Annotated in this window: 23 protein-coding genes; 16 read left to right on the top strand and 7 right to left on the bottom strand. The window is 74.7% G+C overall.

The features are described from left to right. Window positions 1-15 precede the first annotated feature (15 nt). On the bottom strand, window positions 16-591 hold the full coding sequence (locus tag E2B92_RS03950) for a GNAT family N-acetyltransferase (RefSeq protein ID WP_126883378.1): 576 nt from the start codon (window positions 589-591) through the stop codon (window positions 16-18). Between the two features lie 141 nt (window positions 592-732). On the opposite strand from E2B92_RS03950, the gene E2B92_RS03955 reads away from it, so the two are divergent. The 4 genes from E2B92_RS03955 to E2B92_RS03970 all read left to right on the top strand — a co-directional run bounded on the left by E2B92_RS03955 (window position 733) and on the right by E2B92_RS03970 (window position 3,765). Continuing rightward, the gene (locus E2B92_RS03955; protein ID WP_126883379.1) at window positions 733-1,269 is read left to right on the top strand and encodes a DUF5134 domain-containing protein; all 537 of its coding nucleotides are present in this window, start codon (window positions 733-735) and stop codon (window positions 1,267-1,269) included. Between the two features lie 103 nt (window positions 1,270-1,372). Further along, window positions 1,373-2,308, top strand: coding sequence for a M56 family metallopeptidase (locus E2B92_RS03960; protein WP_126883380.1), 936 nt, complete (start codon window positions 1,373-1,375; stop codon window positions 2,306-2,308). Between the two features lie 28 nt (window positions 2,309-2,336). Beyond that, entirely contained in the window at window positions 2,337-3,005 is a 669-nt protein-coding gene (locus E2B92_RS03965) for a phosphatase PAP2 family protein (protein WP_133087388.1), read from the top strand. 109 nt (window positions 3,006-3,114) lie between these two features. Further along, window positions 3,115-3,765, top strand: a complete 651-nt coding sequence (locus tag E2B92_RS03970) for a TetR/AcrR family transcriptional regulator (protein WP_126883382.1) — start codon at window positions 3,115-3,117, stop codon at window positions 3,763-3,765. Here the strand turns inward: E2B92_RS03970 and E2B92_RS03975 are convergent. Further along, the gene (locus tag E2B92_RS03975; RefSeq protein WP_126883383.1) at window positions 3,741-5,255 is read right to left on the bottom strand and encodes an LVIVD repeat-containing protein; all 1,515 of its coding nucleotides are present in this window, start codon (window positions 5,253-5,255) and stop codon (window positions 3,741-3,743) included. The genes E2B92_RS03970 and E2B92_RS03975 overlap by 25 nt on opposite strands. A 163-nt stretch (window positions 5,256-5,418) precedes the next feature. On the opposite strand from E2B92_RS03975, the gene E2B92_RS03980 reads away from it, so the two are divergent. Both E2B92_RS03980 and E2B92_RS03985 read left to right on the top strand, forming a co-directional pair. Next, on the top strand, window positions 5,419-6,075 hold the full coding sequence (locus tag E2B92_RS03980; RefSeq protein ID WP_126883416.1) for a DUF305 domain-containing protein: 657 nt from the start codon (window positions 5,419-5,421) through the stop codon (window positions 6,073-6,075). A 357-nt stretch (window positions 6,076-6,432) separates the two neighbouring features. Beyond that, window positions 6,433-7,779: an FAD-dependent oxidoreductase gene (locus E2B92_RS03985; RefSeq protein WP_126883384.1), complete on the top strand. Its 1,347-nt coding sequence runs from the start codon at window positions 6,433-6,435 to the stop codon at window positions 7,777-7,779. 21 nt (window positions 7,780-7,800) lie between these two features. Here E2B92_RS03985 and E2B92_RS03990 read toward each other — a convergent pair whose 3' ends face one another. Continuing rightward, window positions 7,801-8,151 (bottom strand): ArsR/SmtB family transcription factor, encoded by a 351-nt coding sequence (locus E2B92_RS03990; protein WP_126883385.1) that lies wholly within the window; start codon window positions 8,149-8,151, stop codon window positions 7,801-7,803. Between the two features lie 120 nt (window positions 8,152-8,271). Between E2B92_RS03990 and E2B92_RS03995 the strand changes: the two genes are divergently transcribed. Next, window positions 8,272-9,354, top strand: a complete 1,083-nt coding sequence (locus tag E2B92_RS03995) for an NADH:flavin oxidoreductase/NADH oxidase (protein WP_126883386.1) — start codon at window positions 8,272-8,274, stop codon at window positions 9,352-9,354. A gap of 91 nt (window positions 9,355-9,445) precedes the next feature. Beyond that, window positions 9,446-10,531: a WD40/YVTN/BNR-like repeat-containing protein gene (locus tag E2B92_RS04000; protein WP_126883387.1), complete on the top strand. Its 1,086-nt coding sequence runs from the start codon at window positions 9,446-9,448 to the stop codon at window positions 10,529-10,531. Between the two features lie 52 nt (window positions 10,532-10,583). On the opposite strand, the gene polX is transcribed toward E2B92_RS04000, so the two are convergent. Continuing rightward, entirely contained in the window at window positions 10,584-12,320 is a 1,737-nt protein-coding gene (gene polX, locus E2B92_RS04005) for a DNA polymerase/3'-5' exonuclease PolX (RefSeq protein ID WP_126883388.1), read from the bottom strand. Between the two features lie 20 nt (window positions 12,321-12,340). Further along, complete coding sequence (locus E2B92_RS33945) at window positions 12,341-13,426, bottom strand: M28 family peptidase (protein WP_126883389.1); 1,086 nt, start codon at window positions 13,424-13,426, stop codon at window positions 12,341-12,343. 171 nt (window positions 13,427-13,597) lie between these two features. Between E2B92_RS33945 and E2B92_RS04015 the strand changes: the two genes are divergently transcribed. The 5 genes from E2B92_RS04015 (at window position 13,598) to E2B92_RS04040 (ending at window position 17,679) form a co-directional block, all read left to right on the top strand. Next, window positions 13,598-14,338 (top strand): PP2C family protein-serine/threonine phosphatase, encoded by a 741-nt coding sequence (locus E2B92_RS04015; RefSeq protein WP_399430838.1) that lies wholly within the window; start codon window positions 13,598-13,600, stop codon window positions 14,336-14,338. Window positions 14,339-14,585: 247 nt separating this feature from the next. Then, window positions 14,586-14,882: an antibiotic biosynthesis monooxygenase gene (locus E2B92_RS04025; RefSeq protein ID WP_126883391.1), complete on the top strand. Its 297-nt coding sequence runs from the start codon at window positions 14,586-14,588 to the stop codon at window positions 14,880-14,882. A gap of 97 nt (window positions 14,883-14,979) precedes the next feature. Next, complete coding sequence (locus E2B92_RS04030) at window positions 14,980-15,657, top strand: uracil-DNA glycosylase (RefSeq protein WP_126883392.1); 678 nt, start codon at window positions 14,980-14,982, stop codon at window positions 15,655-15,657. Beyond that, window positions 15,654-16,688 (top strand): N-acetylglucosamine kinase, encoded by a 1,035-nt coding sequence (locus tag E2B92_RS04035; RefSeq protein ID WP_126883393.1) that lies wholly within the window; start codon window positions 15,654-15,656, stop codon window positions 16,686-16,688. Before E2B92_RS04030 ends, E2B92_RS04035 begins: the two co-directional genes overlap by 4 nt. A 70-nt stretch (window positions 16,689-16,758) precedes the next feature. Next, the gene (locus tag E2B92_RS04040) at window positions 16,759-17,679 is read left to right on the top strand and encodes a sirohydrochlorin chelatase (protein WP_126883394.1); all 921 of its coding nucleotides are present in this window, start codon (window positions 16,759-16,761) and stop codon (window positions 17,677-17,679) included. 51 nt (window positions 17,680-17,730) lie between these two features. Here the strand turns inward: E2B92_RS04040 and E2B92_RS04045 are convergent, their stop codons facing one another. Next, window positions 17,731-18,786, bottom strand: coding sequence for a lactonase family protein (locus E2B92_RS04045; protein WP_126883395.1), 1,056 nt, complete (start codon window positions 18,784-18,786; stop codon window positions 17,731-17,733). A gap of 262 nt (window positions 18,787-19,048) precedes the next feature. Continuing rightward, entirely contained in the window at window positions 19,049-20,605 is a 1,557-nt protein-coding gene (locus E2B92_RS04050; protein ID WP_126883396.1) for an FUSC family protein, read from the bottom strand. A 267-nt stretch (window positions 20,606-20,872) separates the two neighbouring features. Here E2B92_RS04050 and E2B92_RS04055 point away from each other — a divergent pair, with 267 nt between their 5' ends. The 3 genes from E2B92_RS04055 to E2B92_RS04065 are packed head-to-tail and all read left to right on the top strand — an operon-like array spanning window position 20,873 to window position 24,571. After that, window positions 20,873-23,329: an MMPL family transporter gene (locus E2B92_RS04055; protein ID WP_126883397.1), complete on the top strand. Its 2,457-nt coding sequence runs from the start codon at window positions 20,873-20,875 to the stop codon at window positions 23,327-23,329. Window positions 23,330-23,366: 37 nt separating this feature from the next. Continuing rightward, complete coding sequence (locus E2B92_RS04060; RefSeq protein ID WP_126883398.1) at window positions 23,367-23,852, top strand: Lrp/AsnC family transcriptional regulator; 486 nt, start codon at window positions 23,367-23,369, stop codon at window positions 23,850-23,852. Window positions 23,853-23,887: 35 nt separating this feature from the next. Beyond that, window positions 23,888-24,571: an HAD family hydrolase gene (locus tag E2B92_RS04065; RefSeq protein WP_126883399.1), complete on the top strand. Its 684-nt coding sequence runs from the start codon at window positions 23,888-23,890 to the stop codon at window positions 24,569-24,571. The last annotated feature ends 124 nt before the right edge of the window (window positions 24,572-24,695 follow it).

Raw genomic sequence — 24,695 nt, forward strand, 5'->3', positions numbered from 1 at the left:
TCCGAACGAGAGGCCCTAGCGGGGCCGGCCGGTGCCGCCCTCCGCCAGGTTCTTCACCAGCAGCTCGAACTCCAGGTCGTCGCGCTGCGGGAGGCCGAAGCGCTCGTCGCCGTACGGGAACGGGGTCGTCCGCCCCGTACGGCGGTAGCCGCGCCGCTCGTACCAGGCGATCAGCTCGTCCCGCACCGAGATCACCGTCATGTGCATCTCGCGCACGCCCCACGCGGCGACGGCCAGCCGCTCCGCCTCGGCGAGGACGCGCCGGCCCACACCGCCGCCCTGGAGGCCGGGGCGGACGGCGAACATGCCGAAGTAGGCGGCGTCCCCCCGGTGTTCGAGCTGGCAGCAGGCGATCGGCTCGCCCGCCCGCTCCACGACGAGCAGCCGGGACCCCGGGCTGGTGATGACGTCGCGGACGCCGTCGGGGTCGGTGCGCTGCCCCTGGAGGATGTCCGCCTCGGTGGTCCAGCCTGCCCGGCTGGAGTCGCCCCGGTACGCCGACTCGACGAGCGCGACCAGCTCCGGTACGTCGGCCTCGGTGGCGTCACGGTAGGTCAGCTCGTCCGTGCCCTGGGGCGGTGCGGTGTCCATGGTCTCCCTCACTGCTGTCGGTCCCGCCCGGAGCCTAACGCGCCCTGTTCGCGCTCCCCCTGTACGCCCCTGCGCTCGCGTGCGTGCCCGCCGTCATGGGCATCGTCCACGGGGGCCGTCTCGTCGAGGGGGAGGTAGGTCGTGCACGGACCTGCGATGTCCGGCTGGCTGCTGGTGGCGCTGTGCGTGACGGCCGGCGCGTACTGCCTGGTGCGGACGAGGACCTCGACGGGCGCCGAGCGCCGGACGGCGGCGGACGAGGCGGTGATGGGGCTCGGGATGGCGGTGATGGCCGTTCCGGCGGCGGCCGCGTCGCCCCCTCGGTGGGTCTGGACGGCCTACGCCGTGGTGTTCGGTGCCGCGTCGGTGCGGGCGCTGTGGTCGGCGCGCAGCGGCGGTCACCATCTGCACCACCTGGTGGGCTCGCTGGCCATGGTGTACATGGCGGTGGCGATGACCGCGGGCGGCTCGCACGGGGCGCACGGGGCCGGGCTTCCGGTGCTGACGGGGCTGCTGTTCGCGTACTACGCGGTGTACGTGCTGCGGGCCGGGCTCGCGCTGGTTCCGGCGGGCGCGGCCGGGACCGTGGGCGGCGGGCGGCGGGCGGGGCCCGAGGTGGCCCTCGCCTGCCGGGTGTCGATGGGGCTGGCCATGCTGGCGATGCTCGTCACGATGTGAGCGCCACGGAATCCGTGGCAGGGGTGCTGCGGATTCCGTGGCGTGCGTCACTTGCCGTCCAAGGCCATACCGGTGGGTAGTCCACCACTCCTATGGTGAGTCCATGTTGGTTGCCCTCGCGCTGCTCGCGCTCGGCCTCCTGGCCGCCGTGGCGGCTCCGCGTCTGCTGGCGCGGGCCGACTGGCCGGAGCGCGAGCCGGTGGTGGCGCTGTGGGTGTGGCAGTGCGTGGTGGCGGCGGTGCTGCTGAGCTTCGCGCTGTCGATGACGTTCAGCGCGGCGGCCGCCTGGCAGGCGGTCCGGGGCCATGTGTTCGCGCCCGCGCCGCGCGCGGTGGTCGAGGCGTACGAGCTGGGCGCGCACGGACCCTGGTCCGCCGGGCTGGCGGTGCTGCTGGCGTGCGGCGGGCTGTGGACCGGGGCGATGCTCACCCGGGAGGTCCGCCGGGCCCGGGCGCGACGCCGGCGCAGCCGGGCGGAACTCCTCGCGCGCGTGCCGCTGTTGCCCGGTGAGGAGCCCGGCGCGGAGCCGTGGGTGCTGCTGGAGGGGGAGCGCCCGGACGCCTGGTGGCTCCCCGGTACGGCGCCCCGTCTGGTGGTGACCACGGCGGCCCTGCGGCGCCTGAAGGGGCGTCAGCTCGATGCGGTGCTCGCGCATGAACAGGGCCACGCTCGGGCGCGCCACGACTGGCTGCTGCACTGCTCGTCGGCGCTGGCCACGGGGTTCCCGCAGATCCCGGTCTTCGCCGCGTTCCGCAACGAGATGCACCGGCTGGTGGAGCTGGCGGCGGACGACGTGGCGTCCCGGCGGTACGGGCGGCTGACGACCGCGCTGGCGCTGGTGGAACTGAACGAGCACCGCGGGGTGTTCGGCCCCTCCCCCGCCCCCGACGCCGAGCTGCCGCACCGGGTGAACCGTCTGCTGACCGCCGAGCCGCGCCTGACGGCCGGGCGGCGCCTGCGTCTGACGGCCGCCGCCGCGCTCGTGCCGGGGGTGCCGCTGCTGGTGGCGTTCGTACCGGCGCTGAGGGTGCTGGGATAGCGGGAGCATCCTCGGGGAGGATCATCCCATGCGCTCCCCCACGACCTCCCCCGCACGTGTCCGTGTCGCCTCTTCCGTCGCCCTGTGGTCCGGTGCCCTCTCGGCCGTGCTGCTGGCGTTCGTGGCCGCCGAGTGGGGGCCGCTGGTCTCCTTCGACCGGGCGGTGGCGGACGGGCTGCACGACTCGGCCGTCCGCCGGCCGGGGCTGACCGGGGCGAACCGGGTCCTCAGCGACTGGGTGTGGGACCCGTGGACGATGCGCGCGCTGGTCGCGGCGGGCGTGGTGTGGCTGTGGTGGCGCGGGGAGCGGCTGCTGGCCGTGTGGGCGGCGGCGGTGAGCCTGCTGGGCTCCGCCGTGCAGCAGGTGCTGAAGGTGGCGGTGGGCCGGGACCGGCCGCGGTGGCGGGACCCGGTGGACTGGGCGCACTTCGCGGCGTTCCCCTCGGGCCACGCCATGACGGCGGCGGTCACCTGCGGGCTGCTGCTGTGGCTGCTGGCCCTGTTCGGCGCGGGCCGGCGGCTGTGGGCGGCCGCGCTGCTGGTGGGTGCCGTCTCGGCGGTGGGGGGGGGGCTGACCCGCCTGTACCTGGGCGTGCACTGGGCGTCGGACGTGGTGGGCGGCTGGCTGCTGGGGGTGTGTCTGGTGGCCGTCGCCGTCGTGACGTACGAGCGGACGGTCGCCTCCCGGCGGGTCTGAGGCGCGCCGGTACAGGCCGGAACGGACCGGGCGATCCCCCGCGTCGCCCGGTCCGGCCGGCCTGCGTCCGAGTATATTGGCTGCGAGCCAGTCAACGCAGGAGTTATGCATGTCCCCGCGCAGCGCATCGGTCAACGAGGAGCTGCGGCGGCGTTCCCGGGAGCGGCTGTTGCAGGCGACGGTGGAGCTGGTCGCCGAGCGGGGGTACGAGGCGACGACGCTGGCCGACATCGCGGACCGGGCCGGTTCGGCGCGCGGCCTGGTGTCGTACTACTTCCCGGGCAAGCGGCAGCTCCTCCAGTCGGCCGTGCACCGGCTGATGCACCTGACGCTGGACGCGGCCCTGGAGCGCGAGCCGCGCAGCGAGGACGGGCGGGAGCGGCTGGCACGGGCCGTCGACGCGATCCTGGGCCTGGCCGTGGAGCAGCCGCTGCTGATGCGGACGCACATGGCCGGCATCCTCCAGGCCGAGGGCTTCGTACAGGGCCCGGAGCAGCAGCGGCTGGCGTTCCTGCTGCGGGACACGCTGGCCCGGTACGGGTCGCGGGACGTGGACACCGACTACCCGTTGCTGCGGGCGCTGCTGATGGGCGCCGTGTTCGCGGTGCTGCTGCCGGGTGCGCCGATGCCGGTGGGGAAGCTGCGGGCGGAGCTGTTCCAGCGGTACGGGCTGGACTGGGAGCTGGGTGTGCCGCCGGGCTGCGAGCGGCCCGGCGGCACGGCGGTTCAGCCGGGTCAGTCGTCGAAGTCGTCGAAGTAGTCCGGCTGCGTCTGGACGTTCAGCTCGTGCATCCGCAGCCGCTTCGCCGGGTCGGTGAGCCGGTCGTCGAGCCTGAGCACGTCGAGGCCCTTGACCATGTCGTTCGAGTAGATGTGGCCGTTGTAGTAGTAGGCCGACCAGGAGCCTCCGCCGACCAGCCGCTCGGTGCTGAGCGGGCCGCGCTCGAAGTAGGCGATCTCCTTGGGCCTGGCGGAGTCGGTGAAGTCCCACACCGAGACGCCGCCCTGGTACCAGGCCTGGACCATGAGGTCCCTGCCCTTGACCGGGATGAGCGAGCCGTTGTGGGCGACGCAGTTCTCGGTGTCCGCCTGGTGCCGGTCGATCTTGTAGTAGCTGCGGAAGACGAGCTTGCGCTTGTCGCCCTTGCCGACGATGTCGTAGATGCCGTCGGCGCCGCGGTTCGGGCCTGTGGCCGCGTTGCAGGTGGCGGCGCCGCCGCCGCCCAGCTCGTCGGTGAAGACGACCTTGTTCGCCTTCTGGTTGAAGGAGGCGGAGTGCCAGAACGCGAAGTTGACGTTGTCCTGCACCTGGTCGATGACCTTCGGGTTCTCCGGGTCCTCGATGGAGAACAGGATGCCGTCACCCATGCAGGCGCCGGCCGCCAGGTCCTTGGAGGGCAGCACGGTGATGTCGTGGCAGCCGGTGGTCTTGGAGACACCCGGGTTGGTGGGCGCGCCGGGGTTGCCGCCGCCGTCGGGGCCCTCGCCCGGGAACAGGACGGGGAAGTTCACGATCGCGGCCTTCTCGGGGGCCTTGCGCGGCACCTTGATGACGGAGATGCCGTCGTGGGGCGGCTGGCAGTCGGGGAAGGCGGTGTTGGGCGAGTAGGAGGAGACGTAGACGTAGACGTTCCTGCGCTCCGGGACGAGGGTGTGCGTGTGGGAGCCGCAGGCGGTCTCGACGGCGGCGACGTACTTGGGGTTGCGCTTGTCGCTGATGTCGAAGATCTTCATGCCCTCCCAGGAGGACTTATCCGTCGCGGGCTGCGTGGTGCTGGAGCAGGAGTTGTCGCTGCGCGAGGAGTCGGTGGAGAGGAACAGCAGGTTGCCGGAGACGGATATGTCGTTCTGGGAACCGGGGCAGAGGACCTGGGCGACGGTCTTCGGGGACGCCGGGTTGCTGATGTCGAAGATCCGGAAGCCGTCGTAGTTGCCGGCGAAGGCGTACGAGCCCTGGAAGGCGAGGTCGGAGTTGACGCCGGTGAACGCCTCGCGCGGGACGTTGGCGAGGTGGGTGATGTTGGCGCTGTGGACGATCTGGTCCACAGCGGGGATCTCGCCGGAGCGGATGGCCGCGCGGGCCTCCGCCTGGTCCTGCGAGGAGACGGTGGCCGGTGGTCGGGGGGCGTCTCCGGGGTCGGGCACGGCGGCCGCCGGACCGGCCGTCAGGAGTGTCGCGAGGAGTCCGGCCGCGGCGGTGGCCACGCCCAGACGTCTGCGTCGCACGTGAGTGGTGCGCAACGAGATCACTGCGTCGTCCTCCCTTGTCTCCGTTCGGAGTGGAACGGGTCATGGACCACGGCAGTATCGTCCTCGGCATGCACATCTCAATAGATGGCAACAGAGACTTAATGAACGTGTGCGAGCGCAGTGCCGGTCCCGGCCATTCCACGTGCCCTTGGAGGTCTTCGTGTTGAAGCGCACCACGAGCGTCGCGGCGGCCGCCGCGCTGACCGCCGCCCTCGCCCTGGCGGCGTGCGAGTCGGCACCCCCGGACAAGGGGGACGAACCGCAGGCCAGGGCGGGCGGCGGGAGCGGCGCCCCGGCGGTGGTGGCGCCCGGGAAGCCGGGCGAGCCCGCGCGGACGCTGTCGCCCGAGGAGGCGCGCAGGGCCGTCCCGCCGGACACGCCCAACTCGGCGGACTTCACCTACGCGCAGATGATGATCGTCCACCATGGCCAGGCGCTGGAGATGTCCGCCCTCGCGGCGAAGCACGCCGTGTCGCCCCAGGTGAAGCAGGTGGCCGCACGGATAGCGGCCGCCCAGGGGCCGGAGATCGGCGCGATGCGCGGGTGGCTGAAAAACAACGGTAATCCCCCGTCGCACGGCGGCCACGACCACGGGGCGATGCCCGGTATGGCCACGGAGGCCCAATTGGACCGGTTGCGGGCCGCGCGCGGCCGCGGCTTCGACGAGCTGTTCCTGAAGCTGATGATCACCCACCACCAGGGGGCGGTCACCATGGCGGGCGAGGTCCTGGCAGAGGGCAACAACATCCAGGTGGAGGAGATGGCCACCGATGTGATCGCCCAGCAGACGGCCGAGATCAACCGCATGCGTTCCATGTGACGGTGCCGACCCCGGCCCGGCCGGCCCGGCCGCCGAGGCCGTAAGGGCGCCCGCCCGCGACCCGCCCCTGGGGCCCGGCGCGGGCGGGCCCCGGGCTCCGGCCGCCGAGGGCAGGCTCTTCACGCGGTCGGCCGGCTCGGCCGCCGGCGGAGGGACGGTTTTTGGCGTACGCGGGCTGGGCGGCCGGGGCCCGCGGCGGCATCCCGGAGGGGCGTCCACCGCGCGGTCGCCCGCCTCGGCCGCCGTGGGCGGCGGTGGCGGCCGGGGCCCGCGGCGGCACACGTCCGTACGTACCGCACCTCCCGCGGTGGGCACGGCGGTGCCATGCTGGGAGTCCCAGCGGGAAGGAGCGCGGCCGTGCTTCGTGTCGCCGTCGTCGGTTCCGGGCCGAGCGGGGTCTACACCGCCCAGTCCCTGGTCGAGCAGACCGCGGTGCCGGACGTGCGGGTGCACGTCCTGGACCGGCTGCCGTGTCCGTACGGGCTCGTGCGCTACGGGGTGGCGCCGGACCACGAGAAGATCAAGTCGCTCCAGAACAACCTCCGCACGGTCCTGGAGCACGAGCGGGTCGGGTTCGTGGGGAACGTCGAGGTGGGCGCGGACGGCCTGACGCCCGGGCGGCTGCTGGAGCTCTACCACGCGGTCGTCTACTGCGTGGGCGCGGCACGGGACCGCAGGCTCGGCGTGCCGGGCGAGGACCTGCCGGGCAGTTTCTCGGCCACGGACTTCGTCTCCTGGTACAGCGCCCACCCGGACGCCGCCGCGGACGGCTTCGTGCTGGGGGCGCGGTCGGCCGTGGTGATCGGGGTCGGCAACGTGGCCGTGGACGTCGCGCGCATCCTCGCGCGCGGCCCCGAGGAGCTGCACCCCACCGATGTGCCCGAGGCGGCGCTGGGCGCGCTGGCCGCCAGCCGGGTGCGGGAGGTGCACATGGTGGGCCGGCGGGGCCCGTCGCAGGCGAAGTTCACCACCAAGGAGCTGCGCGAGCTGGGCGGGCTGCCCCAGGCCCGGGTGGCCGTGGACCCCTCGGACCTGGCGCTCGACCCCGCGTACGTGGACCCGGCGGGGCTGCCGGCGGTGAACCGGCGGAACGTGGAGGTCGTGCGCGCCTGGGCGGAGGCCACCAACTGGGAGCCGCGGGAGCGGGTCATCCGGGTGCGGTTCTTCCTGCGGCCCGTGGAGGTGCTGGAACAGGACGGGAGAGCGGCCGGGGTCCGCTTCGAACGCACGGTTCCGGACGGCACGGGCGGGGTGCGCGGGACGGGGGCCTACGAGGACATCGAGGCGCAGCTCGTGCTGCGGGCGGTGGGGTACCGGGGCGTGCCGCTGCCGGGGCTGCCCTTCGACGCGTCGCGCGGGACGGTGCCGCACGCGGCGGGGCGAGTGCTGCGGGACGGGGTGCCGTCGGCGGGCGAGTACGTGGCGGGGTGGATCAAGCGCGGGCCGACCGGCGTGATCGGTACCAACCGGCCGTGCGCCAAGGCGACGGCCACGTCCCTGCTGGCGGACGCCCCGGCGCTGGCGCGGCGGACGGTGGCGGCCGACCCGCTGGCCGCCCTGCGCGCCTGGGGCGTCAGGCCGGTGGAGTGGCCCGGCTGGCTCTCCATCGAGCAGGCGGAGGAGGCCCTGGGGCGCACGCTGGGGCGCGGCTCGGTCAAGATCGCCGACTGGCCGGGGCTGCTGGCCGCCGCGGGCCGCGGCTGAGGCGTACCGGTACCGGCGGCCTTACGAGGTGCCCTCGCGGGCGGCCTGGCTCTCGGCGGCGGCGAGGACGGTGTCCAGGAGGCCCGGGAAGAGGGCGTCGAGGTCCTCGCGGCGCAGGCCGTTCATCTTGGCCGTGCCCCGGTAGCACTGGCGGATCACGCCGCTCTCGCGCAGGACGCGGAAGTGGTGCGTGGTGGTCGACTTGGTGACCGGCAGCTCGATGTACGAGCAGGCCACCTCGGCGTCGGCGGCCTCCAGCTCGCGCACCACGCGCAGCCGCATCGGGTCGGAGAGCGCGTGGAGCACGCCTTCGAGGCGGATCTCGTCGCGCGCGGGGTGGGCGAGCTCGCGCGGGCTGGTCGCGGTGGTCACGGCGGCTCCAGAGTCATCGGGTGGGTCCATTGTACGAGCACTCTCGTAGTTTGACAGTCGCCGTACTACGATGGGTATCGTACGAGCCGTACACCGGCCCCGTCCCGAATGGAGTCCGCCGTGAGCGCACTGTTCGAGCCCCGCACCCTGCGGTCGCTGACCATCCCCAACCGCGTCTGGATGGCACCGATGTGCCAGTACAGCGCCGAGGCGTTCGGACCGAACGCGGGCGTCGCCCACGACTGGCACTTCGCCCACTACGCCGCCCGCGCCGCCGGCGGCACCGGCCTGATCCTGCTGGAGGCGACCGCCGTCTCCCCCGAGGGCCGCATCAGCCCGTACGACCTCGGCATCTGGAACGACACGCAGGTCGAGGCGCTGCGCCGGATCACCGGCTTCCTCAAGGGCCAGGGCACCGTCCCCGGCATCCAGATCGCCCACGCCGGACGCAAGGCGTCGACCGACCGGCCCTGGAAGGGCGGCGGCCCCGTCGGCGCCGACGCGCACGGCTGGCAGCCGGTCGCCCCGAGCCCGCTGCCCTTCGACGAGGGCCACCCGGTGCCCGACGAGCTGACGAGGGAACAGATCCGGGCGGTCGCGGGGAAGTTCGCGGACGCGGCGCGGCGCGCCCTGGACGCGGGCTTCGAGGTCGTCGAGATCCACGGGGCGCACGGCTACCTCATCGGCGAGTTCCTCTCCCCGTACAGCAACCACCGCACCGACGAGTACGGCGGCTCCTTCGGCAACCGCACGCGCTTCGCCCTGGAGGTCGTCGACGCGGTGCGCGAGGTGTGGCCCGAGGAACTGCCGCTGTTCTTCCGCATCTCGGCCACCGACTGGCTGGAGGACCGGGCGGGCTGGACGGCCGACGACACCGTCCGCTTCGCCGCGCTGCTCAAGGAGCACGGCGTGGACCTGCTCGACGTGTCCACCGGCGGCAACGCGCCGCGCGTCCGCATCCCGACCGGCCCGGGCTACCAGGTGCCGTTCGCGGCCCGCGTGAAGGAGGAGACCGGGCTTCCGGTCGCCGCCGTGGGACTGATCACCGAGGCGGAGCAGGCGGAGAAGATCGTCGCCAACGGCGAGGCGGACGCCGTGCTGCTCGGCCGCGAGCTGCTGCGCAACCCGTCCTGGGCGCGGCACGCCGCGCGCGAGCTCGGCGGTGACGTGCACGTGCCCGACCAGTACCACCGCTCCGTCTGACCTGGGGGAACGCCGTCCTCGGGCGCCACTGTCAGTGGGTGGGTGCAGACTGGCCCCTATCCGCGACAAAGGCGTCCAGGAGGTGTCGGCGATGACCGACGTACTACTGACCGTAGGCACGCGCAAGGGACTGTTCATCGGCCGCAGGCGTGGCGGCCGATGGGAGTTCCAGGGCCCCCACTTCAACGCGCAGGCCGTGTACTCGATCGGTATCGACACGCGCCGCACCACGCCCCGGCTGCTGGTCGGCGGGGACAGCACGCACTGGGGCCCCTCGGTGTTCCACTCCGACGACCTGGGGGCGAGCTGGACGGAGCCGGCGCAGCCGGCCGTCAGGTTCCCGAAGGACACGGGGGCCTCACTGGAGCGGGTGTGGCAGCTCCACCCGGCCGGTCCGGCGGCACCCGGCGTGGTGTACGCGGGCACCGAGCCCGCCGCGCTGTTCCGCTCGGAGGACGGCGGGGAGACCTTCGAGCTGGTCCGCCCGCTGTGGGAGCACCCGACCCGGTCGCAGTGGGTGCCGGGCGGCGGCGGTGAAGGGCTGCACACGGTCGTCACGGACCCCAGGGACCCGGACGCCGTCACGGTCGCGGTGTCGACGGCGGGCGTCTTCCGCACCCGGGACGGGGGCCGGAGCTGGTCGCCGTCCAACCAGGGGGTGTCGGCGGTCTTCCTGCCGGACCCCAACCCGGTGTTCGGGCAGTGCGTGCACAAGATCGCCCAGGACGCGGGCGACCCCGACCGGCTGTACCTCCAGAACCACTGGGGGGTGTACCGCAGCGACGACGCGGGCGCCAAGTGGACCGACATCGGTGCGGGACTGCCCTCCGACTTCGGCTTCGCGGCGGCCGCGCACCCGCACCGCGCCGACGTGGCCTACGTCTTCCCCATCACGGCCGACTCCGACCGGGTCCCCGCGCAGCGGCGGTGCCGGGTCTACCGGACGAGTGACGCGGGCGGCACCTGGGAGGCCCTGTCGGCCGGCCTGCCGGAGGCGGACCACTACGGCACGGTACTGCGCGACGCGATGTGCACGGACGACGCCGATCCGGCCGGGGTCTACTTCGGCAACCGCAACGGCGAGCTGTACGCCAGCGCCGACGAGGGTGACACCTGGCGGCTGCTGGCGTCGCACCTGCCGGACGTGCTCTGCGTGCGGGCGCGGGTGATCGACTGAGGGGCGCCTTCGGCGGGCGTGGGCACGTCGGGCGTCGCCGCGCCGGGCGTCGTCAGACCGGACGGGAACGGCCCTTGCGCAGGAAGCTGCGCAGCCGGGTCAGCGGCCAGGTGTTGATGACGTCGTCCTTGGTCAGCCATCCGCGCTGGGCGGTTCCCACGCCGTACCGCATGTACGGCAGGTGCGTGACGGAGTGGGCGTCGGAGTTCACCGCGAACTTCACGCCGTACCGCTTGGCGCGGAGGACGTCCTCGTCGCGCAGGTCGAGCCGTTCCGGGTGGGCGTTAATCTCCAGCGCGGTGCCCGTCGCGGCACACGCCTCGAAGACGGCGTCGAAGTCGGCGTCCAGTCCGGGGCGTTTGCCGATCCGGCGGGTGGTGGGGTGGCCGATGACGGCGACGTACGGGTTTTCGCAGGCCCGGACGAGCCGGCGCGTCAGGGCCTGCCTGCTCTGGTTGAAGTGCGAGTGGACGGAGGCCACGCACAGGTCGAACTCCGCCAGGAATTCGGGGGGCCAGTCGACTTCGCCGTCGGGGTCGATGTTCAGCTCCGTGCCGTGCAGCAGGCGCATGCCCCGGTGCTCGCGGTCCAGTTCCCGCACCCGCTCGCGCTGCGCGAGCATCTTCTCGTCGGTCATGCGCTGCATGTACAGGTTGGGGGCGTGGTCGGTGATGGCGCAGTAGGCGTAACCACGTGCGGCGGCCGCGGCGACCATGTCCTCCAGCGGGGCGAGGCCGTCGGTGAGATCGGTGTGGGTGTGCAGGTCGCCCCGGATGTCCTCCTCCTGGACCAGCTCGGGCACCTCGCCCTTCAGCCCGGCCGCGATCTCGCCCCGGTCCTCGCGCAGCGTGGGCGGTATCCACGGCAGGCCGAGCCGGGCGTAGATGTCCTCCTCCGTCTCGGAGGTGATCATGTCGCCGCTCTCGGCGTCGAACAGCCCGTACTCGGACAGCTTGAGCTTGTGGCGGACGGCGATCTCACGGGTGCGGATGTTGTGCGCCTTCGATCCGGTGAAGTACTGGAGCCCCGCTCCCCAGGAGGCGGGCGGCAGGACCCTCAGGTCCACCTGGAGGCCCTTGGTGGTGCGGATCGACGTTTTCTTCTCGCCGTGCGCGATGACCTCGGCGGTGTGCGGAAGGGCACCGAGGGCCTCCATGAAGGGCGCCGACTGCTCCGCCGCCACCAGGACGTCGATGTCGCCGATCGTCTCCTTCATGCGGCGCAGGGACCCGGCGTAGGCGCACCGCGCGCAGCCGGGGAGGGCGGACAGTTCGGCGACGATCTGTTCGGCGACGTCCATGGCGGCGCTGATGAGGATGCGGCCCTCGCCCGCCTTCTGCATGAGCGCGATGCCGTGGAGGATGTTCGCCTCGGTCTTCTCGCCGAAGCCCTTCAGGTCGCGCAGCCGCTCCGCGTGGATGGCCTCGAGGAGCTGGTCGACGGAGGTGATGCCCAGCTCCTCGTGGAGCACCATGGCCTTCTTGGGTCCCAGCGTGGGGATGGTGATCAGCTCCCGGACGCCGGCCGGGATCGACGCCCTGGTCTCCTCGATGGTGGAGACCTGGCCGGAGCGCAGGTACTCGACGACCTTCTCGGCGATGGACCTGCCGACGTTGGGGATGTCCTTCAGGCCCTTCGCGTCGAGCGTGGACACGTCGGCGTGGTGGCCGCCGATGGCACGGGCCGCCTTCTCGTAGGCGCGGGCCTTGAAGGCGTCGCCGCCGGTGATGGCGATGAGGTCGGCGTACTCCTGGAGCAGCGCTTCGACCTCTTCGTTGGCTCGGGGCATACCTCCAGGGTGCTCCGGCCTCACGGGGCGGGCACGCCGGAGGTCAGCACGGTGACGGTGGCGGCCGTGGCGACGGCGACCGCCGTAAGGCTCCGGTGGTCGAGGGTGTCGGGGGTGTCGGTCGGCAGGTGGTAGTGGGGGTTGCGGAAGTTCGCGGTGTCGGTGAGCATCAGGGCCGGCGTCCCCGTGTTCCAGAAGGCCGCGTGGTCGCTGCGGTCGAGGTGGGCCAGCGGCGGCACCGCCAGGCCGGCGAGCGCGCCGGGCGGGCCCTGCGGACGCGGGTCGCACAGGGTGACGCAGGGCAGGGCGGGTCGCGTGGCCGTCGCCGCGGCACGCCAGAGGCCGGCCGCAGCGCGCGTGGAGCGCCGGTGGACCACCAGCGTGAAGTCGCCGCGCAGCCCGGCCGACCGGACGTCGGCGGCCGCCCGGGGGAAGGCCCGCTCGAAACCGGCCGGCATCCGCTGGCTGCCGGGCTCGGCCGTGTAGTACCCGACCGATTCCAGGCAGATCATGGCCGCGACCTGCCGGTGGCGGCGGAGCCACCGGGCCGCGAACCGGGCGCCCACCAGGCCCAGTTCCTCCATGTCGGACACCAGGAGGGTGACGCCGGGCGGTCCGGGCATGCCCCCGAGGAGCCGGGCGGCCTCCAGTAGTGCGGCCACCCCCGAGGCGTTGTCGTCGGCGCCGGGTGAGGCCTCGACGGTGTCCAGGTGGGCGCCGACGACCACGGTGGGGCCCCGGACGCCGGCCGGTGGTTCGGCCAGCAGGTTCGCGCCGGTCAGCCGCGGGTGGATGCGGAACTCCCGCGGCAGCGCCCGGTGGCCGCCGCGGTCGGTGGAGCCCGGGCGCCACCGGACGTCGAACGGTTGGCGGCGGGTCCGCCAGCCCGCCGCGGCCAGTTCGGCCGCCACATGGGCCTCGGCGCGCAGCATGGCCTCGGGGGCGCGGGTCCGGCTGCGCGGGCGGTCCGCGAGGAACGCGACGTCCCGGCGCACCCGCCCGGGATCGGCCCGCCGGGTCAGGTCACGGACGATCCGGCGGACGGCCTCCTGGGCGGCCTCCCCCACGGCCGTGGAGGCCCCGTCCGGTCCCTGGGCCGGAACCATCGCGTCACCGCCTTCCCTCGCGGACGGCTGTCTCCCTCGGGCGACCGTCTCCCTGTCGATGGTCGCGCAGGTGACGAGCACCGGCCCGGCCTCCGGCGGCGGCGGGCACGGCGACGGCGTCACAATGGTGGTGAGGGCGCCCCTGCCGTCGCGGAGAGGGGGGCGATGCCCGTGCGGTACACAGCGGTGACCGCCCTGAGCCACCCCGGGCTGCTGCGCGACCACAACGAGGACAGCCTGGTGGTCGGGCCGTGGACGCTGTGCGGCACCGAGACGGAGAGCCCCCAGTCGCTGGTGTTCGCGCTGGGCACCCCGCTGGTCGTGGCCGTCGCGGACGGGCTGGGCGGCCAGCCCGCCGGCGAGGTGGCCAGTTCCCTGGTCGTCCGCCGGCTCGCCGCGCTGGGCCCGTCCCTGACCGACGAGGCCGCCGTCCGTGCCGCCCTGGACACGTGCAACCGCGAGGTGTACACGGCCGCCGAGGGCCGCCCGGAGCTGACCACCATGGGAACCACGATCGCCGGGGCCGTCATGCTGGAGGAGTCGCTGCTGACGTTCAACGTCGGCGACAGCAAGGTGTACGAGGCGGCTCCGGGCCGGCTCCGGCAGGTGAGCGTCGACGACAGTCCGCCGCCGGCACCGGGGCGGCGCACCACGTCGGCCGTCACACAGACCCTGGGCGGCGGTTACGCGTTCAGCGCCGTGACCCCGCATGTGGCGGTCTCCCCCCTGGCCACCGGCGACCGTTTCCTGGTGTGCAGCGACGGGCTGACCGATCCCGTGCCGGACGACGAGCTGGAGGTCCTGCTGCGGGACCACGGCGACGGCAGGGCCGTCTTCGAGCTGTGGAAGGCCGCGATGGACGCCGGAGGACCGGACAACATCACCCTCGCGCTGATACGCATCGGCGAGTAGGCCCCCGGGAGGCGGGCCCGGGCAGGGCGCAGGGGCCGGAGAGGGCCGGAGAGGGCGCAGAGGGGCGCAGGCGCGGGCCCGGGGAGGGCGCAGGGCCGGGGAGGGCGGAGGACCGTGCGGGACTGGTGCGGGCTGGGGTGCGGGGCGGGGCGCGGGAGGCGGAAGTGGCGCCACGGACCTACGGTGGTCTGGGAGGCCGCCGGCACCGGAACGCCGCGCCGCTGAGCAGGCCGAGGAGGTCGCTGCGATGGAGAGGCACTTCGTCTGGACGACGACCCGCCGCATCAAGCCGGGCACCCTGGACGACTTCGAACGGGCGTGGCGCCCGGGCTCGCACCCGAACGGCATGATCCGCGCGTTCGCGTTCTGGTCCGAGGACGGGCAGGAGATCACGGGAGTGTCCTTCTGGGAGTCCCGGGAAGCGTGTGACAACTGGCGGCAGTCCGCGGACGAGAGGCAGCGGCGCGACGCCATGGCCCCGTTCGTCGTCGAGGAGCGGGAGAACTTCCTGCGCGGCGGAGAGCTCAGCATCCCCGAGCGGTAGATGTCGGTCGTTCGGGCTGCGCGGCGGCCGGCCTCACCTGGGGCGGGCTCCTACGGGCGTACGGAGTGCTGTTGGCCGGCCGGTAGGGTGACCTGCCGTGGCAGCACGACCGTTGAAAGAAATCGTCGAACCGGGCTGGGCGGACGCCCTCGCGCCGGTGGCCGAACGCATCGCCGGCATGGGGGACTTCCTCCGCGCGGAGATCGCCGCCGGGCGTACCTACCTGCCGGCCGGACAGCATGTCCTGCGGGCGTTCCAGCAGCCGTTCCACGAGGTGCGGGTCCTGATCGTCGGACAGGACCCCTACCCGACGCCGGGGCACGCGGTGGGGCTGAGCTTCTCCGTGGCGCCGGAGGTCCGGCCGCTGCCGGGCAGTCTGGAGAACATCTTCCGGGAGCTCAACTCCGACCTGGGTCTGCCCCGGCCGTCCAACGGCGACCTGACGCCCTGGACGCGGCAGGGGGTGCTGCTGCTCAACAGGGCGCTGACCACCGCGCCGCGCCGGCCGGCCGCGCACCGGGGCAAGGGCTGGGAGGAGGTCACCGAGCAGGCCATCAAGGCGCTGGTGGCACGCGGCAAGCCCCTGGTGTCCGTGCTGTGGGGGCGTGACGCCCGCAACCTCCGCCCGCTGCTCGGCGACCTCCCCGCCATCGAGTCGGCACACCCGTCGCCCATGTCGGCGGACCGGGGCTTCTTCGGCTCCCGGCCGTTCAGCCGGACGAACGAGCTGCTGGCCGGGCAGGGCGCGCCGCCCATCGACTGGCGGCTTCCGTGACGCCTCCCCCGGACGGGGGGTGGGTGCTGGGGGTGGATTCCGGAGGGTCGGGACTGCGGGTCGCTCTCGGAGCGGTGGCGGAGGGCGCCGCCGGTGACGGTGACGGTGACCGCGTACGGGCCCTGGAGAGCGTGGCGTTCGAGGAGCCGGTGCCCACCGGGCCGGGCGGCATCGACGCGGACCACCTGCTGGCGCGGCTGGTTCCCGCCGCCGAAGGGCTGCTCGGGCGGGCCGGAGCGGACCGGCTCGCGGCCGTGGCGGTCGGGGCTGCCGGAATGGCGACGCTCGGGGATGAGCTGCGGGCCGGGCTGCCCGGGGCGCTGCGCCGTTCGCTGGGGGTGGACCGGCTCGCGCTGGCCGCCGACGCCGTGACCGCGTACGCCGGGGCGCTCGGCCAGCGGCCCGGGGCGGTGGTCGCGGCGGGCACCGGTCTGATCGCGCTCGGCACGGACCTGTCCGGCTGGCGCCGCGCGGACGGCTGGGGGCACCTGCTGGGCGACTGCGGGAGCGGGGCGTGGATCGGCCGTGCCGGGCTGGAGGCGGCCCTGCGCGCCCACGACGGGCGGCGCGGCGGCTCCGCGGCGCTCCTGGCGCGCGTGGAGGCGCTGTTCGGCCCGCCGGCGACACTGCCGGGCCGGCTCTACCCGCGCACCGACCGGCCGGCCGTGCTCGCCTCCTTCGCGCCCGAGGTCGCCCGCTGCGGGGCGGGCGGTGACGCGGTGTCGGCCGCCATCCTGGCCCGGGCCGCCGCGCACATCGCGGACGCGGCGGCGGCCGTCTGCCCGCCGGGCCGCGACGAGCCCGAAGTGGCGCTGACCGGCGGCCTGTTCCTGATGGGCGACCCCCTCCTCGTACCGCTGCGGGCCGAGTTGGCCGAGCGCCTGCCGTACGCGCGTACGGTGGCCGCTTCCGGGGGGCCGCTCGACGGTGCGCTCGCCGTCGCGGCGGCCCTGGCGACGGACACGCTCCGGCTGCCTCGCGAGCCGGGCATGCTGGTGACAACCCGCCTCGAACCGACTGATCGGACATAGCCGGACAGAGGGCGCCTGACCGCCCCCTCCCCAAGCGTCGGAGCAGGCAAAGCCAGTAGCATGCGGCGCCATGAGCTCCCCCACTGGGCCCGCTTCCGGCCTGCCTGTACGAATGCCGCGACCCCGACAGTCCGGGCGGCACCGTCGCCCTGAACCCGTGGCGGCCCCCGAGGGCGCGCCCGCGCTCGTTCTCGCCGTTCCCGGCGCCCCTTCCGCCGCTGTCCGCAGCCTGGCCGAAGAGGTCGTGAGCATCGCTCGTTCCGAGCTGCCCGGCCTGGAGGCCGCGATCGGTTTCCTGGACGGCGACGACTCCGAGTACCCCGCGCTGTCGGCCGTCCTGGGGCGGGCCGCCGCGCTGCGCGTCGAGCGGTACGAGCTCGCCCGCGCCGCCGGCCGTGAGGTCGCCGAGCCCGAGGGCCCGGCCGCCGTGGTGGTGCCCCTTCTGGCGGGCCCGGACAGCGCGCTGACGGACCGGATACGGCAGGCCGTGGCGGACAGTGGCGCCGCCGCCGAGCTGACCGACGTGCTGGGTCCGCACCCGCTGCTCGCGGAGGCGCTGCACGTGCGCCTGTCCGAGGCGGGCCACGCGCGCGCCGACCGGGCGCGGCTGTTCACGGTCGCCACGGCGGCCGACGGCATCGTGCTGGCGACGGTGGGCGGTCAGGAGGCCGTGCAGGCGGCCGGGATCACCGGCATGCTGCTCGCCGCCCGGCTGGCCGTCCCGGTGATGGCGGCCGCGCTGGACCAGGAGGGTTCGGTGGCGGCGGTCGCCGAGCAGCTTCGCGGTTCCGGTTCGGTGCAGCTCGCGCTCGCGCCGTACCTGATCGGTCCGGAGCTGGCCGAGGGCCTGCTGGACGAGGCCGCGAAGGCGGCCGGCTGCCCGGTGGCGGAGCCGCTGGGCGCGTACCCGGCGGTGGGCAAGCTGGTGCTGTCGCAGTACACGACGGCGCTGGGCATCGCGCCGCAGCCGCAGGGGACCCCGGTCCGCTGACCACGTGCGCCGAGGGCCCGTACCGGAGGTGTCCGGTGCGGGCCCTCGGCGTCAGGCGAAGGCGACGCAGCTCGCCGCCGGGGCCGCGATCGCGCCGGCCCGGGCCGGTACGCCCGTGGCGGGGTCGACGTCGAACCAGGTGACGTCCCCGGAGCGCTCGTTGGCCACGTACAGCCGCCGCCCCTCGGGGTCCGTGGCGAGGTCCCTGGGCCAGTGCCCGCCGCACGGGACGGTCGTGACCGGCCGGGGCCGCTCACCGGTCCCGTCGAGCTCCAGCACGACGACGGTGTCGTCCCCGCGGACGGCCGCCCACAGGAACCGTCCGTCGTGCGAGACGGCGATCCCGGAGGGGTAGCTCCCGGCGTCCGCGGGCAGGGCCACCTCCCGTACGGGCGTGAGGGCGCCCGTGGCGGGGTCCCAGCGGCAGACGGTGAGCGCGGGGGCCAGCTCGTGCAGGACGTAGGCGTGGCCGCCCGACGGGTGGAGGGCGAGGTGGCGCGGGCCGCTGCCCGGCCGCAGCGCGGCCTCGCCGTGGCGCGTCAGCCCGCCCGTCGCCGGGTCGAGGGCCATGACCTGGACGGAGTCGGTGCCGAGGTCCACGCCCAGCACCCAGCGGCCGCCCGGGGCCGGCACCACCTGGTGGGCGTGCGGGCCCTCCTGCCGCTCCGGGTGCGGGCCGGCGCCCCGGTGCCGGAGCAGTCCGGTGGCGGCCCGGGGCGCGCCGTCCGGGCCCAGGGGGAGGGCGCTCACGCTGCCGGAGCCGTAGTTGGCGGTGAGCGCGTGTCCGTGGGCCAGCGCCAGGTGCGTCGGGTGCGTCCCGCCCACCGGCGCCGGGGCGCCGAGCAGGCGGGGTGCGGGGCCCGAGACGTCGAAGGCGGCGACGGCGCCGTCCTCGGTCTCGCTGACCGCGTACAGCAGGTCGCCGCCGGGCGCGGCGGCCAGGAAGGACGGGTCCGCCACGGCGTCCGACGCGCCGGTCGGGGTGAGCGCGCCGGTGCGCGGGTCCACGGTCGCGGCGACGACCCCGCGCCCGCCCGCCGACGTGAACGACCCGATGTACGCCCGCCGGCCGCCCTTCGCGCCCCACCGTCCCGCTTCGTCCGCCACCGGGCCTCCCCTCTCCGCCCGCGCCCGACCTGGGCGCGCGCCCGACGCTAGCAGGTCTAGACCAAGTCGGCGGCGGAACCGGGACACGCGCGGGGACCGGAGGGCATGGCCCGCGCTGCGGAACCGGGGCACACGCCCGCGTGGACCGGAGTACACGGCCCGCGTCGCGGAACCGGGGCACACGCGCGCGTGGACCCGGACCGGGGTCCACACGCGCGGGGCCGGGGCCCCAGAAGGCCCGCCCGCCCGGCCGTGGTCGCCGTCAGGCGCCGATCAGCGGCTCACGCGAGGACGGCGGGGGCGGCAGGGACGGCAGGGACGCCGGGATCGTGCGCAGCGGCGTGGCCAGCTCGGTCAGCGCACGCTCCAGGCTGTGCAGGTGCGCCAGCGCGCGCCCGGGCGCGGCCGCCCCGGCGGTGTCGGCCGAGTCGGCGGGCGCCGTCCGGGCCTGACGCGCCTTCTCGGGCGTGGTGAGCGCCTCCACGGCGGCCTCCACCCGCCAGCAGGCGGCGGCCAGGCGGGCGTCGTGGGACGCCTCGGGGTCGGCCGCGACGGAGGCGAGGCCCCTTACCTCACGGGCGCACTCGTCGAGCAGCGCGAGCACCCGGCGGGCGCGGGCCTTGCGGGCCCGCAGCGGGCTCAGCGGGTGCACGAGCGGGGCCAGCGACAGCCGTACGCGCCCCAGGAGGACCTCCAGGTCGGCGACGTGCGGCGACGGGTCGGCCCCCGGGCTCCCCGACAGCCGGGCGGCGGCCTCGGCGGTGCAGACGTGCACGCAGCGAAGGGCGCGCTGGATCCACGCGTCGGTCGTGGCGTGGGTGGTGACGGGCAGCACGAGCAGTACGGCCAGCACCGCCCCGATCGCCCCCGCGCCGGTCTCCAGGGCCCGCAGCGCGAGCAGGGCCGGGTCCAGCACGCCGAGCAGCCCGTACAGCGCCCCGGCCATCAGCGTCACCGACAGCATCATCCAGGTGTAGGAGACGGGGGCCGTGTAGAAGATGCCGAAGACGCACACGCCGACCAGGACGGCCGTGGGCACGGGGGCACCGTCCAGCGGGACGACGGCCACCAGGCCGACGGCGATACCGAGCAGCGTGCCGAGCACCCGCCGGAAGCCGCGCACCAGGGTCTCGCCGCGCGAGGTGGTGTTGACGAAGATCCACCAGGTGGCGCCGACGGCCCAGTACCAGCGCTCGCCCGAGAGCATCTGGCCGATCACCAGGGCCACGGCGCCGCCGACGGTCGCCTGGACCGCCTGGCGTGTGGTGGTACGGGCCAGCCCGCGCCCCTCCTCCGGGGCCTGGACCACGGCCGGGGGCGGCAGGCGCCGCTCGTAGCACCACAGGCCGAAGCGCACGGCCGACGAGCAGAGCAGGGACAGCGCGACGGCGGCGTACAGCTCGGGCAACTGCCCGGGCAGGGTGTGCAGGAACTGCGTCACGAAGAAGGTCATGAACGCGAAGACGCCGAGGGAGTGGCCACGCGGCCCCCACCGGCGGGCGTAGACCCCGGCCCCCATGACGGCGAGGAAGGCCACGTCCCGGGCGACCGGGTGGGCGTGCAGCACGGCGGCGAGGGCGAGGACCGGGAAGCCCACGACCGGCAGCAGGGCCGTGGTGACGAGCTGTTTTTGGACCGTGGTGTCCGTGACGGTGAAGAGCGCGAGGAGCGCGGCGAGCCCACCGGTGATGGCCGCCGCGAGCGAGTGCCCGGCCAGCCCGCACACCGCCACCGCCACGCTGATGCCGAGGACGGCCCGGGTGGCGCTGCGCAGTCGCAGCCGCCCCGGGTCCGGAGCCACGAACACCCTCTTCAGCACAGTTTCCCCGCCCCTTCGACGTTCCGGCATGAAAAAGGCGCCGCGGGATCCGCAGCGCCATCGACTCCCCCATGACACCACTTCCCGTCCCGTTGGCTCAACTCGACGGGACACCACTGGGCCATTGGTCCAGGGAGACGGGCGGGACCGGCGCGGGGACCGCACCAATGGGCCAGCTCAAGGCCGGGCCCGGCCCGGGTCGAAGAAGAAGGGGAAGCGAACCGATCGCCTGGCCCCGCCGCCAGGACCCGTGCCAGGGGAGCGCACATGACGACCACGACCAGGCCTGACCCGGCCGCCCCCGAGCCCACGTCACCGGTGGACGGCGGCGACGGGCCCGGGGGCCCGCCCGTCCCCTTCGCCGTACGCCACCGGCGTCTCGTGTCCGTGCTCGCGCTGCTGCTGATGGCCCTGTCGGGGCTGGTCGGCCACGACGTGGCCGGCCGGCTGTCCTCGGGCGGCCTGGTGCCGCCGGGGGCGGAGTCGCTGCGCGCGGAGGAGGTGCTCCGGCGGGATTTCGCGGCCGGCAGACCGGACCTGGTGCTGCTGGCCCGTACGGACACGGCGGGCGGCCCCGTCGCCGACGCCCCGGCCGGTCGCGGCACGGAGGCGGGTGCCGGCGCCGTCAGCCCCGGCACGGACGCGGGTCCCGGCAGGCCCGGCACCGGCACGGACGCGGGTGCCCGCGGGCGTGAAGGCGCCGCCCCCAGTGCGGGGACCGCCCCCGGTCGCGGGGTGGACGCCGTCGGCTCCGTCACCGCCGGGCGGCTGGTGGAGCGGCGGCTGGCGGCCGACCCGGGCGTGGCGCGCGTGCAGTCGTACTGGACGCCGGGCGCGCCGGGGCCGGTGAGGGCGGCGCTGCGGGAGCAGGACGGGCGGGGCGCGCTGGTGCTGGCCTGGCTCCACGGCGGTGACCGCGAGCGTGGCCGGACCGCCGAGCGCGTGGTGCCCGGCGTGACGGGACGGTTCGGGCCGCTGACGGTCACCGCCGGGGGCGAGGCGGCCACCCGGGTCGAGGTGGCCCGTCAGGCGTCCCGTGACGCCCGGATGAGCGAACTGGTCGCCCTTCCGGTCACGGCGACGCTCCTGCTGCTGGTGTTCGGCTCCCTGGTGGCGGCGGCCCTGCCCGTGCTGGTCGGGGTCTTCGCGGCGCTCGGCACCACCGCGCTGCTGCGCCGGCTCACCGACGTCACCGAGGTGTCGGTGTACGCGCTCAACATCGGCACCGCGCTGGCCTTCGCGCTGGCCATCGACTACAGCCTGTTCCTGGTCAGCCGGTACCGCGAGGAGTGCCTGGGCGGCGCGACGACCTCCCGGGCGCTGCACACCGCGCTGCGGACCGCCGGCCGGGCGGTGGCCTTCTCGGCCGGGACCGTCGCGTGCAGCATGGCGGCCCTGCTCGTCTTCCCGCACCCGCTGCTGCGCTCGCTCGGGTACGCGGGGGTGGCCGTCACCGTCATGGCCGCCGTCGGCAGCCTGGTCGTGCTGCCGGCCGTGCTGTCACTGCTGGGCGGCCGGCTGGAACGCCTGGACGTGTTCGCGCGCTGGCGCCGCCGTCCCCGCCGGGAGCGGGCGACGGGGCGGGGCGGCTGGGGGCGGATCGCCCTGGCCGTCATGCGGCGCCCCCTGGCGACGGGGATTCCGGTGACGTGCCTGCTGGTACTGCTGACCCTGCCGTTCACCGACGTCCGGTTCACCATGTCCGACGACCGGGTGCTGCCCGCCGGAACGGCCGCCGGCGGGGTCGGCGCGGCGCTGCGCGACGACTTCCCCGACACCCCGGTCGGGGCGACCACGGTCGTCCTGCCGGGCCTGGACGCCCGTTCCCGCGCGGGCGAACTGGACGGCTACGCACGCCGGGTCTCCGGCGTGTCCGGTGTGGAGCGGGTGGACACGGCCACCGGGACGTACCGCCACGGCCGGCTCGTCGCGGGCCCGTCGGCGGCGGCCGTCCGTTTCGTACCGCCGCCGGGGACGGCGGCACGCGGCGCGTACCTGTCGGTGGCCACGGCCGGTGAGCCGGGCGATCCGGCGACCGCCGACCGCGTCGAGGCGGTCCGGGACGTGCCGGCGCCGGTCCCCGCCCAGGTGGGCGGGTTCGCGGCCAGGGTCGCCGACGGGCGGGCGGCGATCGGTGAGCGGCTGGGGACGGCCCTGGCGCTGGTCGGCGCGTCCATGTTCGCGCTGGTGCTGGCGCTGACGCGCAGGCCCGTCCTGGCCGTCAAGGCGCTGGTTCTCAACACGCTCAGCCTGTGCGCGACCTTCGGCGCCCTGGTCTTCGTCTTCCAGGAGGGTCATCTGCGCTGGCTCGTGGGGGACTTCGTCACGACCGGGGGCCTGGACGTGCAGCTTCCGGTGGTGACCTTCTGCGTCGCCTTCGGCCTGTCCATGGACTACGAGTGCATGCTGCTGTCCCGCATCGTGGAGGAGCGCCGCGCGGGCGCGGACACGGTGACGGCGGTCTCCCGCGGGCTGGACCGCACCGCCCGTCTGTTCACCTGGTCCGCCACCATCCTGGCCGTGGTCATGGTGGCGCTGGCGACCTCCGGGCTGGTCTTCCTGAAGGCCGTCGGGGTCGGGCTGGCCCTCGCCGCCGTCCTGGACGCGACCGTGGTGCGCGGCCTGCTGGTCCCGGCCGTGATGAAGCTGGCCGGACGGGCCAACTGGTGGTCGCCGTCATGGCTGTCCGGCAAGGGGCCCGAAGGTGGGCCATTGGTACGGTGACCTCAGGGAACGCCGTACCGGAAGGGGGCTGAGGGCCGTGGCCGTCGACGAGCTGGACACCCGCATCCTCCGGCTGCTGATCGAGCAGCCGCGCACCAGCGTGCGCGAGTACGCGCGCATCCTCGGCATCGCGCGCGGCACCCTCCAGGCCCGGCTCGACCGGCTGGAGCGGGACGGGGTGATCACCGGTACGGGACCGGTGCTCTCCCCCGCCGCGCTGGGGCACCCGGTGCTCGCGTTCGTGCACATCGAGGTCACCCAGGGTCACCTGGACGAGGTGGGCGACGCGCTGGCGGCCGTCCCCGAGATCGTCGAGGCGTTCTCCATCACCGGTGGCGGGGACCTGCTCACCCGGGTCGTGGCGCGGGACAACGGCCACCTGGAGGACGTCATCCAGCGGCTGATCCAGCTCCCCGGCGTGGTGCGCACGCGCACGGAGATGGCGCTGCGGGAGCGCGTGCCGCACCGGCTGCTGCCGCTGGTGGAGGCCGTGGGCCGGTCGGCGGGCCCGCGGCGGGGGTGAGTGCTCCCGGCGGACGGCTTGGCATGCTGGGGAACATGAGCACCTCTCGTACCGCGGTCATCTTCGATCTCGACGGCACGCTGGTCGACAGCGAGCCGAACTACTACGAGGCGGGGCGCCGGCTCCTGGAGAGCTACGGCGTGACCGGCTTCGGCTGGGAGCGCCACACCGACTTCATCGGCATCGGGACGCGCGAGACGCTGGAGGTGCTCAAGGAGGAGTACGGGATCGCCGCGCCGATCGAGGAACTGCTGGCCGGGAAGAACCGGCACTACCTGGAGCTGGCACGGGCCGCGACCGAGGTGTTCCCCGAGATGCGGGCGTTCGTGGAGCTGCTGCACGCGGAGGGTGTGCCGATGGCCGTCGCGTCGGGTTCGTCGCGCGCCGCGATCGAGGCGGTCCTCGGCGGCACGGGTCTTGACGCGTACCTCACCACGCTGGTGTCGGCCGAGGAGGTCGAACGGGGCAAGCCTGCGCCGGACGTGTTCCTCGAGGCGGCGCGCCGGCTCGGGGTGGAGCCGGCGCACTGCGTCGTGCTGGAGGACGCGCCGCCCGGTGCGGCGGCGGCAGCGGCGGCCGGGATGCGGTGCGTCGCGGTGCCGTACGTGCCCGGGACGGCCGACGATCCGGCGTTCGCCGGCGCCGGGCTGCTGGTGCGGGGCGGGCAGGCGCGGTTCACGGCACGGGCGGCGTACGACTTCGTGATGGCGGGCCGTTAGGGGGTGGGCCGCCGGGCGGGGCCGCCCGGCCCGACGCGCGCCCTCCCGGTGGAAAAACGCGTTGCCGGGTGACCGGGCGGCGCGGGAGGCTTCCCGCCATGTCCGACACACGAACCCCCACACG

Origin of the sequence: Streptomyces sp. WAC05374 (assembly GCF_004353505.1) — a bacterium.
Classification (GTDB): Bacteria; Actinomycetota; Actinomycetes; order Streptomycetales; family Streptomycetaceae; genus Streptomyces.

Bases quoted from the DNA above. Each gene is read 5' to 3' on its own strand.
- E2B92_RS03950 (WP_126883378.1), bottom strand. From the start codon at position 591: ATGGACACCGCACCGCCCCAGGGCACGGACGAGCTGACCTACCGTGAC.
- E2B92_RS03960 (WP_126883380.1), top strand. From the start codon at position 1,373: ATGTTGGTTGCCCTCGCGCTGCTCGCGCTCGGCCTCCTGGCCGCCGTG.
- E2B92_RS03965 (WP_133087388.1), top strand. From the start codon at position 2,337: ATGCGCTCCCCCACGACCTCCCCCGCACGTGTCCGTGTCGCCTCTTCC.
- E2B92_RS03970 (WP_126883382.1), top strand. From the start codon at position 3,115: ATGTCCCCGCGCAGCGCATCGGTCAACGAGGAGCTGCGGCGGCGTTCC.
- E2B92_RS04000 (WP_126883387.1), top strand. From the start codon at position 9,446: ATGACCGACGTACTACTGACCGTAGGCACGCGCAAGGGACTGTTCATC.
- polX (WP_126883388.1), bottom strand. From the start codon at position 12,320: ATGCCCCGAGCCAACGAAGAGGTCGAAGCGCTGCTCCAGGAGTACGCC.
- E2B92_RS33945 (WP_126883389.1), bottom strand. From the start codon at position 13,426: ATGGTTCCGGCCCAGGGACCGGACGGGGCCTCCACGGCCGTGGGGGAG.
- E2B92_RS04025 (WP_126883391.1), top strand. From the start codon at position 14,586: ATGGAGAGGCACTTCGTCTGGACGACGACCCGCCGCATCAAGCCGGGC.
- E2B92_RS04040 (WP_126883394.1), top strand. From the start codon at position 16,759: ATGAGCTCCCCCACTGGGCCCGCTTCCGGCCTGCCTGTACGAATGCCG.
- E2B92_RS04055 (WP_126883397.1), top strand. From the start codon at position 20,873: ATGACGACCACGACCAGGCCTGACCCGGCCGCCCCCGAGCCCACGTCA.
- E2B92_RS04065 (WP_126883399.1), top strand. From the start codon at position 23,888: ATGAGCACCTCTCGTACCGCGGTCATCTTCGATCTCGACGGCACGCTG.